Annotated in this window: 8 protein-coding genes; 6 read left to right on the top strand and 2 right to left on the bottom strand. The window is 69.3% G+C overall.

Annotation, left to right across the window (positions count from 1 at the left end; translation table 11 throughout):
• Window positions 1-81: 81 nt before the first annotated feature.
• The gene (locus ACIQ7H_RS16860) at window positions 82-288 is read left to right on the top strand and encodes a hypothetical protein (protein WP_395793631.1); all 207 of its coding nucleotides are present in this window, start codon (window positions 82-84) and stop codon (window positions 286-288) included.
• A gap of 458 nt (window positions 289-746) precedes the next feature.
• Here ACIQ7H_RS16860 and ACIQ7H_RS16855 read toward each other — a convergent pair whose 3' ends face one another.
• Together ACIQ7H_RS16855 and ACIQ7H_RS16850 are read right to left on the bottom strand one after the other, a co-directional pair.
• On the bottom strand, window positions 747-1,961 hold the full coding sequence (locus ACIQ7H_RS16855; protein WP_395793629.1) for an NnrS family protein: 1,215 nt from the start codon (window positions 1,959-1,961) through the stop codon (window positions 747-749).
• Window positions 1,962-2,123: 162 nt separating this feature from the next.
• Entirely contained in the window at window positions 2,124-4,397 is a 2,274-nt protein-coding gene (locus tag ACIQ7H_RS16850; protein WP_395793627.1) for a nitric-oxide reductase large subunit, read from the bottom strand.
• Window positions 4,398-4,654: 257 nt separating this feature from the next.
• Here ACIQ7H_RS16850 and ACIQ7H_RS16845 point away from each other — a divergent pair, with 257 nt between their 5' ends.
• From ACIQ7H_RS16845 to ACIQ7H_RS16825, 5 genes are all read left to right on the top strand, one after another.
• Window positions 4,655-8,323 carry a PAS domain S-box protein gene (locus ACIQ7H_RS16845; RefSeq protein WP_395793625.1) on the top strand — a complete coding sequence of 1,223 codons (3,669 nt, stop codon included), beginning with the start codon at window positions 4,655-4,657 and terminating at the stop codon, window positions 8,321-8,323.
• The gene (locus ACIQ7H_RS16840; protein WP_395793623.1) at window positions 8,320-9,342 is read left to right on the top strand and encodes an HD domain-containing phosphohydrolase; all 1,023 of its coding nucleotides are present in this window, start codon (window positions 8,320-8,322) and stop codon (window positions 9,340-9,342) included. The genes ACIQ7H_RS16845 and ACIQ7H_RS16840 overlap by 4 nt, the downstream gene beginning before the upstream one ends.
• A 132-nt stretch (window positions 9,343-9,474) precedes the next feature.
• Window positions 9,475-10,566: an efflux RND transporter periplasmic adaptor subunit gene (locus ACIQ7H_RS16835; protein WP_395793621.1), complete on the top strand. Its 1,092-nt coding sequence runs from the start codon at window positions 9,475-9,477 to the stop codon at window positions 10,564-10,566.
• The gene (locus ACIQ7H_RS16830; RefSeq protein WP_395793619.1) at window positions 10,563-13,772 is read left to right on the top strand and encodes an efflux RND transporter permease subunit; all 3,210 of its coding nucleotides are present in this window, start codon (window positions 10,563-10,565) and stop codon (window positions 13,770-13,772) included. Before ACIQ7H_RS16835 ends, ACIQ7H_RS16830 begins: the two co-directional genes overlap by 4 nt.
• Window positions 13,773-13,790: 18 nt before the next feature.
• A complete protein-coding gene (locus ACIQ7H_RS16825) occupies window positions 13,791-14,003 on the top strand; it encodes a hypothetical protein (protein ID WP_395793617.1) in 213 nt (70 codons plus the stop codon).
• The last annotated feature ends 54 nt before the right edge of the window (window positions 14,004-14,057 follow it).

The raw sequence follows: 14,057 nt of genomic DNA, 5'->3' as shown, positions 1-14,057 counted from the left end.
CGCAGGGCCGTCGGCTGCCACCGGCAGCCGACAAACGGCCCCGACTCGCTCCACGGGGAGAGGGGCTCAGGTTGAGGCGCGTTGTGGCTTGGCTTGGCTTGGCTTGGCTTCGGCTTCGGCTTCGGCTTCGGCTTCGGCTTCGGCTTCGGCTTCGGCTTCGGCTTCGGCTTCGGCTTCGGCTTCGGCTTCGGCTTCGGCTTCGGCTGCGCTCCAGCTTCTGCGGGCAGGAAGCCCGCGCTCTACCCGGGGCCCCCGGGGAGCGGCGGGAGGCGGTCAAATCGCCCGTAGGGTCGCCGGCAGGGATGCCGGCGAGGTTCGTGACAGTGCAGGGACGCACTGTCCACGAACCCCGACCGCCTCACGCGAACCCGAAGCGCATGGATGCGCGTAGGGCGCGGACGAGGGGTGGCCTTCTCTTTGGTTACTTTCTCTTGGCCACTCAAGAGAAAGTGACTCGGACGGCCCGCAGGGCCGACCGAAAGCTCTTGCTCCCGCGGGTGACTCGGACGGCCCGCAGGGCCGACCGAAAGCTCTTGCTCCCGCGGGTGACTCGGACGGCCCGCAGGGCCGACCGAAAGCTCTTGCTCCCGCGGGTGACTCGGCTGGCCCGCAGGGCCGACCGAAAGCTCTTGCTCCCGCGGGTGACTCGGCTGCCCCGCAGGGCCGACCGAAAGCTCTTGCTCCCGCGGGTGAATGGGCTGCCCCGCAGGGCCAACCGAAAGCTCCTGCGCCACCAACAGAACCACTCACCCCACCCTCCCATCCACCCGCGGCCGCAAATTAATCCACCCCACCCCAACAACCCAAGGCAAAAACACCAACACCCACCCCAGCGCCGCAGCCCGATACCAATCCATCGGATTGCTCACCACCTCCCCCACCACCCGCAACACCGCAACTATCTGCATACCCACAAAGGCAACCAAAGCCACGCAACCCAACTGCAGCGGCCGACCGGAATGGCCTTGCGTCACCCGCGTCACCATCGCCACCAGCAGGCTGCCGAACAATCCGATCGACAGCGCATGCACCGGTGCGCGACCGAGCACGAACTCGCCGCTGACGAACATCCACAGGCTCTGCACCGCGTACAGGGCCAGCGCGATCGGCAGCCAGGCGTAGCCGACGAACAGCACCCGCAGCAGGCTTGGCATCGGCCCGCGCGGCCACCAGAGGCGCAGGCTCAGTGTCGCCAGCGCCAGCAGTGGCAGATCCACCAGCCATAGCCAGGCATGGCCGTGCATCAGCTCCAGCGCCAGATGCGCCAGCCACAGCGGCCACTGCGCGACCAGCAACCACAGGGGCCGCCACGGCACATAGCCGGGCACCACGTTGGCGGCGAAGAACGGAAACATGCGGTGGGCGACGGTGGCATACACCGGCAGCAGCAGGCCGAAGCTGGCGAACTTGATCACCGCGAACGCCAGCCGCGGGTCGGGGTGGTGCAGATACACCGCAAACCCCAGCAGGCCGGCGAAGCCGAGCAGCAGCGCGGCGAAACACGAAAGCGCATGCCAGGTGGTGCCGCGTTCGCGCAGCAGGGAAAGGCCCAGCACCACCAGCCCGGCGGCCCAGCCGGCCAACGTGTTGATCACGCCCAGATGCAGGGCGAGGGCCGAGCCGCTGAACATCGCCAGCAGGCACAGCAGTTGGCCACTGAACAGGCCGAGGCCGACCGGCACGTAGTGCCAGCGGGTGGGCTCAGGCAGGCCCATCCAGCGCGGAAACACGGTGATCAGAAAGCCGAAGAAGAAGCTCGGCAGCACCTGGTACTGCAGGATGAAGGCATGCATCCAGCCGGCCGGCACGCTGCTCGCCGGCAGTGCCGCCGGGTTGATCAGCCACAGCGTCCACCACAGCATCGCCGCCAGCACATTGCTGGCGCCGATGAAGAACAGCAGCCGATGCGGCGCAGCGGAAAGCGTGCGGGCGAGCTCGGCGGGAAGCTTGAGGGTGTCCATGGCCCGAGTCTGCGCGCGTGGGCCTGGGCGGATCCCTGATCCAGGTCAGGCCGGTCGGATTCTGCGCTCGCGCCGCCAGACGGGCCGTCGCGCACGGACGCCGTAAACGCAGCGGGCGGGGCTTGTCGGCCCCGCCCGCTGTTTGCACATCAAGGGTTCAACTCAGGTTCGCGCTTCCACCTCACCCGCCGGCGCTTCGAACTGCGGTTTCGGCAGTATCCACAGCCGCGCCACGAACCAGGCCAGGGCCAGCGCGCCGACACTGAACACGGTGTCGCCTGGCACGCGCATCCACACCAGCATCTGGATGATCGGCTGCTGCATCAGGTCGGCCGAGCGGGCATACCAGTAGCCGTGCTCCAACGCGGCATTGAGCTGGATGATGCCCATCGGCAACAGGGTGAACACCGCCATCGCCACCAGGCCGATGTTGAGGGTCCAGAACGATGTCTTCAGCGCGCCCTCGTTCCATTCCACCAGCGGCTTGATGCCGCGCAGGCAGAACAGCATCAGGCCGATGCCGAGCATGCCGTAGACGCCGAACAGGGCGGTGTGGCCGTGCAGCGGGGTCAAGTTCAGGCCCTGCATGTAGTACAGCGGCAGCGGCGGGTTGATGAGGAAGCCGAACAAACCGGCGCCGACCACATTCCAGAACGCCACCGCGACGAAGAACAGTATCGGCCAGTGGTAGCGGCGCATCCACGGCGTGGCCGAGCTGAGCTTGTAGGTCTGATAGCCCTCGAAACCGAGGAATGCCAGCGGCACCACTTCCAGCGCCGAGAAGCTCGCGCCCAAGGCCAGCACCGCCGTCGGGGTGCCGGTGAAGTACAGATGATGCAGGGTGCCGAGCACGCCGCCCGCCATGAACACGATGGTGGCGAACAGCACCGCGGCGGTGGCGGTGCTGGCGCGGATCAGGCCGAGCTTGGTGAACAGGAAGGCGATCACCGCGGTGGCGAAGACCTCGAAGAATCCCTCCACCCACAGATGCACCACCCACCAGCGCCAGTACTCGACCATCGACAGATGGGTGTGCTCGCCGTACATCAGGCCGGCGCCGTAGAACACGCCGATCGCCACGGTCGACAGAAACAGCAGGGTGGTGATCGACTTGTGCTCGCCGCCGCGGCGGATCGCCGGCACCAGGGTGCGGCCGACCAGGATCAGCCAGATGCCGAGGCCGAGGAACAGGAACCACTGCCAGAAGCGGCCGATGTCGACGTACTCCCAGCCCTGATGACCGAACCAGAAGTTATGCGCCAGGCCGAGTTTCTGCATCACCGCGAACCACTGGCCGACAAAGGCGCCGACCACGATGATGATCAGACACACCCACAGCACGTTCACCCCCAGTCGCTGGAACTTCGGCTCGTGGCCGGAAATCGCCGGGCCGATGTACAGGCCCATGCCGAGCCAGGCGGTCGCGATCCACAGCACCGCCAGCTGGGTGTGCCAGCTGCGGGTCAGCGAATAGGGCAGGTATTCCGCCAGCGCGATGCCGTAGAAGTCGTGGCCCTCGACCTGGTAGTGCGCGGTCAGCGCGCCGAGCAGGATCTGGGTCAGGAACAGCGCGATCACCAGCCAGAAGTACTTGGCGGTGGCGCGCATCGACGGCGTCACCGTGATCAGGCTCAGGGGGTCGATCTTCGGCAGTGCCGGCATCGGGTGCTCCTTCTGCACCGCATGGAACCAGCCCAGCAGGGCGATGCCGGCGATCAGGAACAGCACGCTGAACACCGTCCACAGCATCAGTTCCGGCGCAGGCGTATTGCCGACCAGAGGCTCATATGGCCAGTTGTTGGTGTAGCTGATCGGCTTGCCCGGTCGCTCGGTGACCGCTGACCACGCTGTCCACCAGATGAAGGCGGTCAGCGCCTGGCGGTGTTCGGCCTCAGCGACGGTGCCGTTCTTCATCGCATAGGCGCGGCGCAGGTCGACCAGCTCGGGATCGCTGCCGAACAGCGAGGCGTAGTGCGCAGCGACGCGGCGGATCGCGGCGGCGCGGGCGGCCGGCACCACCACACTCATGTCTTCGGCATTGAAGGTATTGCGCCGGATCTGCGGCTGCAGGCGCGCGACCGCGGCGGCCTGCTGGTCGGCCGGCAGCTCGGCATAGGCGCGCTGATGCAGGGCCTGGGCATCGATATCCAGCCAGGCGACGGCCTCACGATGCAGCCAGTCGGCGGTCCAATCCGGCGCCACGTAGGCGCCGTGGCCCCAGATCGAGCCGAGCTGGTGGCCGCCGATCGACTGCCAGACCTGGCGCCCGGTCTCGATGTCGGCACGGGTGTACAGCACCTCACCGCTGTCGGAACGCACCTGCTCGGGCACCGGCGGCATCTGCCGATGGATCTCGCTGCCCACCCACAGCAGCACCGAGAACGAAACGGCCAGCAGGGCGATCAGGCCCAGCCAGAGCTTTCTTTCGATGTTCACGACTGCAGTCTCCTCACGCTTCGATAGTGGGAGCGATGCTCGGCCGTGGCGGCAGTGGCGGGCACTGATGCAGGTCAAGCTGGCGCGCGATGGTGACCTGCAGGTGAAATCGAGACAGCCGAGCCCGCCCTTGACCGCGCCAGGAGTGCTGAGCGCGCCTCGCTGCGCTGAGCACAGCGGGGCCAGCGCCAGCGCAGCGAGGGCATGCCGTTTGCATCCCCGACCCGACTCGCCCCGGAATGCCGCGCCTCGCGTCCATGCAAGCGTTCTTTCTCTTTCGCGACGGCGCGCCGACCCCACTGTTGATCGGTGAGCACGATCCTGCCCTGGTCAGCCTGGCGATCGGCGTGGCCTTGCTGTCGGCGCTGTTGGCCCTGCCGTTGGCCCAGGCCGCGCGCGGCCGGCACGGCTTCAGCCGCCGCGAGCTGCCGCTGGCCGCAGGCGCTTTGGCGCTCGGCGGTGGTGTGTGGGCGATGCACTTCATCGCCATGCTTGCGTTCGACCTGTGCACACCCGTGCGCTATGCGTTCGGCCCCACCCTGCTGTCGATCGTGCCGGCCGTGTTGGGCGCTCGGGTTGGCCTCGGCCTGATCAGCCATCCACAGGTGCCACTGTGGCGCCTGCTGCTGTCGGGCAGCCTGCTGGCGGCGGGCATCGGCGCGATGCACTTCATCGGCATGTCGGCGATGCAGATGTCCGCCCTTCTGCGCTACGACCCGCTGTGGTTCGCGGCCACTTTGATACTGGCCGGGCTGACCTGCGTACTCGGGCTCGGCCTGGAAGTGCGTCTGCGCGGCGCGAACCGGATCCCCGCCTGGCTGGGCTCGACGCTGAGCGCGGCGGTCATCGCCGCCGCGATCAGCCTGATCCATTTCGTCGGCATGGCCTCGGCGCGTTTCGTGGGTACGCCCGACCCCGACTGTGTCGCCGACAGCGGCGCCAGCACCGGCATGGCGCTCGGCATCGCTGGCGTCGTGATTGTGTTCGGTCTGTTGATCGGTGGCCTGCATTCGCTGAGCCGGTTCCGCGCGCTGGCGCTGCGGGCACGCGCAGACGAGGAGCGCATGCGCGCCATCCTCGACACCGCCGTCGACGCGATCCTGACCGCAGACAGCGCCGGCCGCATCCAGAACTTCAACCGCGGCGCCGAGCGCCTGTTCGGCTGGCGCGCCGAAGAGGTGCTGGGCCGCACCCTGCGCATGCTGATCCCGCCGGCCCTGCAGCCTCGGCTGTTGGCCGAGTTCCAGCAGCTGCTGGACAGCGGCGAACCACGCGAACTCGGTGAGGACGAGTCGCTGCACGCACTCACCCGCAGCGGCGAGCTGCGCCCCATACGGCTGTCACTCGGCCGCGCGGCAGTGCCGGGCCGGCCGCTGTTCGTGGCCTTTGTTCGCGACCTGAGCGAGCGCCAGGCGCTGTCCGAGAGCCTGCGCGAGCAGGAGCTGCAGACCCGCACCCTGATCGCCAACCTGCCGGGCGTGGCCTTCCGCTGCCGCAACGATGTGCAGTGGTCGATGCTGTTCGTCAGCGATGGCATCGAAGCGTTGACCGGCTGGTCAGCGGCGGCCTTCCTCAAGGGCGAAACCAGCTTCGCCGCGATCAACCATCCAGACGACGAGGCGCGCTGCCGTGCCGTGGTCGAGGCGGCCCTGGCCGAGGACCGCCCCTGGGTCGGGCTGGAGTACCGCATCCGCCGCCGCGACGGCAGCGAGTGCTGGGTTTCGGAGACTTCGCGCGGCGTGCTCGATGCGCAGGGCGAGCTGCAGTGGATCGACGGGGTGATCTTCGATATCACCGAAAACAAGCGCCGCAAGGCCGAACACGCCAGCCTGGCGGCCGCGGTCGACCGCGTACTTGCGCTGGTCGAGTTCGGTATGGACGGCCACATCCGCCACGCCAACCAGAATTTTCTCGACCTCACCGGCTACACCCTGGGTGAACTCGACGGCCAGCCACATCAGTTCCTCAAGGGTCCGCTGGATGCCGAGGGTGAGGCGGCGGAGCGCGCGCTGTGGCAGGCGCTTGCGCGCGGCGAAGTGGTTCGCGGGCATGTCGACATGCGCACCCGCGGCGGACGTCGCCTGTGGGTACGGCTGGCCTTCAACCCGATCATGGATGCCGACGGCCGGCCCTCGCATGTGGTGCTGTTCTGTGTGGATCTCACCTCGCTGCGCGAGCTGGAATCCAGCCTGCGCGAATCCAAGGAGCGCGCCGAACAGGGCGCCGCGGCGAAGAGCGCCTTCCTCGCCAACATGAGCCACGAGATCCGCACGCCGATGAATGCCATCCTCGGCTTCGCCGAACTGCTGCTCGACACCCCGCTGCAGGACGCCCAGCGCCGCCACCTGCGCACCGTGCGCAATTCCGCGCGCTCCCTGCTGGGCCTGCTCAACGGCATTCTCGACACCGCAAAACTCGAACGCGGCGCAATCGAGATCGAAGACAGCGACTACGACCCGCGTGAACTGTGCGAGCAGGTGACCGCCTCGCTGCGGATCAGCGCCGAGCGCAAGCGGCTGGACCTGCAGCTGGAGTGGGACCCCGGCCTGCCGCGCTACCTGCGCGGCGACCCCGCCCGCCTGCAGCAGGTGCTGGTGAATCTGCTCGGCAATGCAGTCAAGTTCACCGAGGCCGGCACGGTCTGCCTGCGCGCCTACAGCCAGGGCGAGCAGCTGTGTCTGAGCATCATCGACACCGGCATCGGCATCGAGCCGGCGCGGCTGCAGCGGATCTTCGAGCCCTTCGCCCAGGCCGATGCCTCGATCACCCGCCGCTTTGGTGGCACCGGGCTGGGCACCACCATCGCGCGTCAGCTGGTCGAACTGATGGGCGGGCATATCGAGGTCGAGAGCACGCTCGGCCAAGGCAGCTGCTTTCGCGTCGTGCTGCCGCTGCGCATCGGCCAGGCGCCGGCCAACCGCGACGAGGAAGCGCTGGCCCCGCTGCCGCCGCTCGATCTGCTGGTGGTCGACGATGTCGCCCAGAATCTTGAGCTGATGCTGCACGTGCTCGGCGGCATGGGCCACCGCGTGCGCACTGCCAGCCAGGGTGAGGAAGCCCTGGCCCTGCTCGCGGATGAACATTTCGACGCCGTGCTGATGGACATGCACATGCCGGTGCTGGACGGCCTCGCCGCCACGCGCCTGCTGCGTGAGCACGAACGCCTGCAGGCGCGGCCGCGTCTGCCCGTGCTGGCGCTGACCGCCAGCGTGCTGGAAGAGGACCGCCGCGCCGCACGCGCCGCCGGCATGGACGGCTTCTGCGTGAAGCCACTGGAGCCGCACGCGCTGGTGCGCGAGCTGGCGCGGGTGCTGGCGCCGGCCGCCGCGCTGGTGCCCGATCCGCTGCATCTGTCGGTGCCGGAACGACGCCACGAGGTGGTCGACTGGGTGCGCGGGGTTGCGCTGTGGGGCGGGCGCAGTCCGATGCTGCAGGCTGCGCAGCGATTCTGCGACGAAGCCGAGGCCGGGCTCGCGCTGAATCCCGTGCCCGACCTCGCCCTGGCGCACCGGCTGCACGGCACCGCCGCCAACCTGGGCCTGATGGACTTCGCAGCCCTGGCAGGTTCGATCGAATCCGCCCTGCGCGAGCAGCCGCCGCGCAATCCAGACAGCGATGGCGCCGCCCTGCGCGCCGCCCTCGCCCGCATCCGCGCGGAGCTCGCATCGGAAGACGCCGACACGGCTGAGGACGCTCTGGTGCTCGCCAACCCCGCCCGTGCGCACGCTGCACTCACGACCCTGGCGCGCGCGCTGGACCACGGCGAGCTGGACGAACAGGCTCTGGCGGATCTGGCCGACAGCCTGCCGCTGACGCCGCGACGGCCGCTGCTGGACGCCCTCGAAGCCTTCGATTTCGCCGCCGCACGGCAGGCGATCGACACCCTGCGCGCGCAGCTCGACGTCAGCGAGGACAGCCACCCATGAGCACGCCAGGCGACCGCCGTCCGCGCCTGCTGCTGGTCGACGACGAACCGCTGAACCTGCAGGTGCTGCGGCAGGTGCTCAACCCCGACTACCGGCTGCTGTTCGCCACCGATGGCGCGATCGCGCTGGACCTCGCCCGCAGCGAGCGGCCCGACCTGATTCTGCTCGACGTGATGATGCCGAACATGAGCGGGCTGACCGTCTGCCAACGCCTGAAGGCGGATGCCGGCACCGCCCACATCCCGGTGATCTTCGTCACCGCGCTGGCCGAGGAACAGGACGAAACCGGCGGCTTCGCGGCCGGCGCGGTCGACTACATCACCAAGCCGATCAGCCCACCGATCGTGCGGGCACGGGTGCGCACCCACCTGTCGCTGGTGCGCGCCGACGAGCTGCGCCAGACCCGCCTGCAGATCGTGCAGCGGCTCGGCCGCGCGGCCGAGTACAAGGACAACGAGACCGGCCTGCACGTGATCCGCATGAGCCACTACTCGCGCCTGCTCGGCGAGGCGATCGGCTTCGATGCCATAGACGCCGAAGAGCTGCTGCACGCCGCGCCCATGCACGACATCGGCAAGATGGGTATCCCCGACGCGATCCTGCGCAAGCCCGGCAAGCTCGATCCAAAGGAGTGGGCGGAGATGCAACGACATCCGCTGATCGGCGCCGAGATCATCGGCAGCCACAGCGGCGGCCTGCTGCGACGCGCGCATGACATCGCGCTGGGGCACCACGAAAAATGGGACGGCAGCGGCTATCCGCACGGCCTGCGCGGCGAGGACATTCCGCTGGACGCGCGGATCGTCGCGGTCGCCGATGTGTTCGATGCGCTGAGCTCGGTGCGACCTTACAAGCCCGCCTGGCCGCTCGAACGCACTCTCGCCCACCTGCGCGAGCAATCCGGCCTGCACTTCGAGCCGCGCCTGGTCGAGGCCTTCTTCGACCTGCTGCCGCGCGCGCAGGACATCCAGCGCCGCTGGGCCGAACCGGACGCGTCCACGGACACCGCTGCGCACTGATCGCGGCGGAGATCTCAGTGGGCAGCGCCTGCGTCCTGCAGATGGTTGTCCCGCGCGACGGATTGCGCAGCCCCGCGCGTTGAACGGGGCCGTTTCGCACGCACTCCACGCTTGCTCGTCAATCCTGCACACATGTCAACGACCTCCTCATGCCTGCGCGTGGCCTGCGCACTCGCCCTGTCCCTGCTGCTCGCCGCCTGCGGCGATGCGCCCGAGTCCGCCCCTGCCGGGCGCGGCCCGAACGCGCGCGAAGCCTCTGACGACAGCCTGCCGGTACGCGCCTACGTGGTGTCGCGGCGCACCCTGGAGCGCAATGTGCTGGTCGCCGGCACGGTGGAGCCGCTGCGCAGCATCCAGCTGGCCGCGCGCACCGACGGCGTGGTCGCCGAGGTGCTGGTCGAGGCCGGCGCCCGCGTCCGCGCCGGCCAGCTGCTGGCGCGCATCGACGTCAGCGAGCAGCAGGCTGAACTGGCCCGCGCCGAAGCCTCATTGCGCGAGGCGCAGGCCAACTTCGAGCGCTTGAACGCGCTGCGCGATCGCAGCTTTGTCGATGCCGCCAGCGTGCTCAGCGCGCGCTCGGCGTTCGAAGTCGCGCAGAGCGATGTCGAGCTGTGGCGCACCCGCGTGCAGTTCGGCCGCATCGAGGCCAGCATCGACGGCGTGGTGATCGAGCGCTTCATCGAGCCCGGTGCTGCGGTCGGCCGTCTGGCGCCCGCGTTCGCACTTGCCGATCTCGATCAGCTGGTACTACGGGTCGGCGTGTCCGAACTCGACACCGCCGGCATCGCCGAAGGCAGCACGGTGCCGGTCAATGTCGACGCCCTGCTCGACGCCGAGCCGCTGGCAGCCGAGGTGCGGCGCGTGTTTCCCGCCGCCGATGCCAGCAGCCGCCTGGTCACGGTCGAGCTGGCCCTGCCCGAGGCCTACGCGCTCGGCGTGCGGCCCGGCTTTCTGGCCCGCGCCCGTTTCCGTGTCGATGTGCAGCGCGAAGTGCTGGCGGTGCCGGCCGGCGCGGTGGGCTTGGGCGAAAGCCCATTCGTGATGGTGATCGACGAGAACCAGCTGCTGCAGCGGCGCGAGGTCAGTACCGGCGTGGTGCGCGGCAGCTGGCGAGAAGTCACCGGCGGCCTGCAGGCCGGCGACCGCGTGGTCGCGACCAGCCCGCTCGACCTCGCCGAGGGCGCCCGCGTGCGCGTGGTCGAAACCGTGGCGGACGAAGCATGAGCACGCCGCCGCGCGAAGGCGCCGGCAAACATGACCCGGTGCGCGCCACCCGCCTGTACCGCGGCCTGACCCACGCCGCGATCCGCCGCCCGGTCGGCACCGCCGCGATCGCCAGCGTGGTGCTGGTGCTGGGCCTGTTCTTCATCGGCCGGCTGCCGGTCGACCTGCTGCCTGAAGTGGTCTACCCGCTGATCCGGGTGGATGTGTCCTACCCGGGCGTGGCGCCCGAGGTGATGGAGGAACAGGTCACCCGCCCGCTGGAGCGCCAGCTGTCGTCCACCGAAGGCCTGGTGCTGCTCGCCAGCGAGGCCGAAGAAGGCAGCACCGACGTCAGCCTGCTGTTCCGCTACGGAACCGATCTGGACCTCGCCCTGCAGAACGCCGCGCGCCTGCTGGAGCGCGCACGCGGCCAGCTGCCGGACGATATCGAGCCACCGCGGCTGTCGAAGTTCGACCCCGGCGCGCAGGCGGTGTACGAGGCCGGGTTCTCGTCGACCCAGCGCAGCGCGCGCGAGGTGCGCGACTGGCTCGACAACCGGCTGGCGCCGCAGCTGCAGTCGATTCCCGGCGTCTCCGGCGTGCTCACCGTCGGCGGCCAGGAGCGCGAGCTTGAGGTGGTGGTCGACCAGCAGCGCCTGAGCGCCTACGGGCTGAGCCTGGCCGATGTCTCCGCACAGCTGACCGCCGAGAACCAGAACGTCGCCGCCGGCAGCATCACCTCCAGCAGCCTCGATGTACTGGCGCGCACCGAAGGCCGCTTCAAATCGCCCGAAGACATCGCCCAGGTGCTGCTGCAGATCCCCGGCAGCGACCGCCGCATCCGGCTCGACCAGGTCGCCGAGGTCCGCGACGGCTTCCGCCAGCAGCGCGTGTTCGTGCGCCTGAACGGCGAAAGCGCGACCCAGCTGTCGGTGTTCAAGCAGCCCGATGCCAACACCGTGGCGGTGGTCGGCGAGGTGCAGCGCACGCTCGATTCGCTGCAGCGCTCGGGCTTCATTCCCGAGGACATCCGCTACAGCACCACCCGCGACGGCTCCTACTTCGTGCGCGGCTCGGTGGAGTCGGTGGCCTCGGCGGCGATCCTCGGCGGCGTGCTGTCGATGCTGGTGGTGCTGTTCTTCCTCGGCAGCGTGCGCGGCAGCATCGTGATCGGCCTGTCGATCCCGCTGGCGGTGATGGCCACCTTCGCGCTGATGGGCGGCGCCGGCTTGAGCCTCAACGTGATGAGCCTGGGCGGGCTGGCGCTCGGCGTCGGCCTGCTGCTGGACAACGCCATCGTCATGCTGGAGAACATCGAGCGCCACCGCTCGCAGCTGCGCGAAAACCCGCAGGAAGCCGCGCACGCCGGCGCCGATGAGGTGATGTCGGCGATCACCGCCGGCACCCTGACCAACCTCGCTGCGGTGCTGCCGTTTCTGATGATCACCGGCCTGGCGACCCTGGTGTTCCGCGAGCTATTGGTGACCATCTCGTTCGCCGTGGTCGCCTCGCTGGCAGTCGCGCTGACCCTGGTGCCGATGCTGGCGGCGCAGCTGGCCAAGCTGCGCTTCTCGTCCGGCTTCGGCCAAACCCGTGTGTATCTGGCCTTCGCCCGCGCCATCGATGCCACCGCCAACGGCTACCGCGTGCTGATCGGCCGGCTGCTGCCCTGGCGCTGGGCGGTGGTCGGTGGCGCTGCACTCAGCGTGGCGCTGGTGCTGCCTCTGGCCTCCAAGCTCGGCAGCGAGTTCCTGCCCCAGCTCGACGATGGCGAGCTCAATCTGCGCATCGCCCTGCCGGCCGGTGCCACACCCGAGGAGACCGACCGCGCCACTCGCCAGGTCGAAGCGGCACTGCGCGAGATGCCGCATGTGCGCGATGTGTTCGCGGTCGCCGGCGGCAATGTCTGGGGCGGCAGCGTCAGCGAGCGCGCCGGCCGCGGCTCGATCAGCCTGCGCCTGGACGATGCCAGCGAACGCCCCGACTGGCCGATCAGCCGCTGGGCGCGCGAGGCGCAGCGGCGGGTCAATGCGCTCGACATCGCCGGTGCGGACATCGCCGTGCGCACCAGCGGTATCCGTGGGCTGAACTTCGGCCTGTCGGGTAACGATATGGAGCTGAAGGTCATCGGCGAGGATCTGCCCGAGCTGCAGCGGCTGGCGCGCGAGATCATCCGCGCGATCGAGGATGTGCCCGGGCTCGAAGGCGTCGAGATGGATGACGAAGACCGCACCCCGGCGCTGCAGATCGAAGTCGACCGCGAGCGCGCCGCCGCGCTGGGCCTCGACGTGCGCAGCGTCGCCCGCTCGCTGCGCGAGGCCGTCACCGGCAGCGTGCCGACCCGCTACAGCGCCGGGCTCAACGAATACGACGTGCGCGTGCGGCTGCCGCGCGAGGACGTCAGCGATATCGACGGCCTGTCACGCGTGATCGTCGCCCGCGGCGCCAATGGGCCGATCCAGGCGCGTCAGGTCGCGAGCTTCAGCCTCGGCGAAGGCCCGGCCGAAATCGGCCGCGAGAACCAGCTGCGCATCCAGCGCGTGATCGGCAGCTTCGATACCGGCAGCAGCAATGTCGGCACGATCATGGCCGAGGTCGAGCGCCGCATCGCCACCATCGAGATGCCGCCGCAGTACGGCGTGGTGCTCGGCGGCCAGTTCGAAACCCTGGGCGAAACCCAGCGCGAGATGCGCATCGTGATCGTGCTGGCGGTGTTCCTGGTGCTGGTGGTGATGGTGGTGCAGTACGAGCAGCTGACCAACCCGCTGGTGATCATGACCGCCGCGCCGCTGGCCCTGGTCGGCGGCCTGCTGGCGCTGTGGCTGTCGTCGACGCCGCTGAGCGCGCCGGTCTTTCTGGGCGGCGTGCTGCTGATCGGCATCGTGGTGAACAATGCGATCCTGCTGGTCGAGTACGTCGAGCAACGCCGCCATGCCGGCGACACGCTCGAACACGCCGTGGCCGAGGCCGGCGCGGTGCGCCTGCGGCCGATCCTGATGACCACCCTCACCACCGTCGTCGGCATGCTGCCGCTGGCGATCGGCATGGATGCGGGCGGCCGCCTGATGCAGCCGCTGGCCGTCGCCGTAGTCGGCGGCCTGCTGTCCTCGATGCTGCTGACCCTGGTGCTGATCCCCTGCCTGTACGCGATCGCGCAGCCGGCGGCGGAGCGCCTGCTCGAATTCCTTACGCGGCGGCGCAGGCGTGCGGTGGTTGAGGGCGGATGAGCGTCTCAGAACGCTGAATTGCGCGGCGGCGCCAAAGACGAATCCCGGTTCTTCACCCGCACGTGGCCGGCGATTCTGGAGGCCCGAACCGGGTTCGGGTTCTTCATGCTGTTCTTCCGCCCCGGCTCCGCGCACTGCCTGCCGATGCGCGCGCTGGAATCCTCGGGCTCACTGCCGCGGCTGATCGAAATTCTGCGCGCGCAGGGCAAGCGCGTCCGGCTGGCAGGCTGAGCCTGCAGCGCTCGGCGAATCACACGCGGGGCTGCCCGGCCGGCGATCGTCTCG

This window comes from Aquimonas sp. (genome assembly GCF_044377145.1).
Classification (GTDB): domain Bacteria; phylum Pseudomonadota; class Gammaproteobacteria; order Xanthomonadales; family Xanthomonadaceae; genus Aquimonas.
The sequence above is the reverse complement of the archived record's forward strand: the minus strand, read 5'-3'. Positions and strand labels throughout refer to the sequence as shown.

What these genes read in the sequence shown, in the direction of transcription:
- ACIQ7H_RS16840 (WP_395793623.1), top strand. Translation starts at nt 8,320, where the DNA reads ATGAGCACGCCAGGCGACCGCCGTCCGCGCCTGCTGCTGGTCGACGAC.
- ACIQ7H_RS16855 (WP_395793629.1), bottom strand. Translation starts at nt 1,961, where the DNA reads ATGGACACCCTCAAGCTTCCCGCCGAGCTCGCCCGCACGCTTTCCGCT.
- ACIQ7H_RS16845 (WP_395793625.1), top strand. Translation starts at nt 4,655, where the DNA reads ATGCAAGCGTTCTTTCTCTTTCGCGACGGCGCGCCGACCCCACTGTTG.
- ACIQ7H_RS16835 (WP_395793621.1), top strand. Translation starts at nt 9,475, where the DNA reads ATGTCAACGACCTCCTCATGCCTGCGCGTGGCCTGCGCACTCGCCCTG.
- ACIQ7H_RS16830 (WP_395793619.1), top strand. Translation starts at nt 10,563, where the DNA reads ATGAGCACGCCGCCGCGCGAAGGCGCCGGCAAACATGACCCGGTGCGC.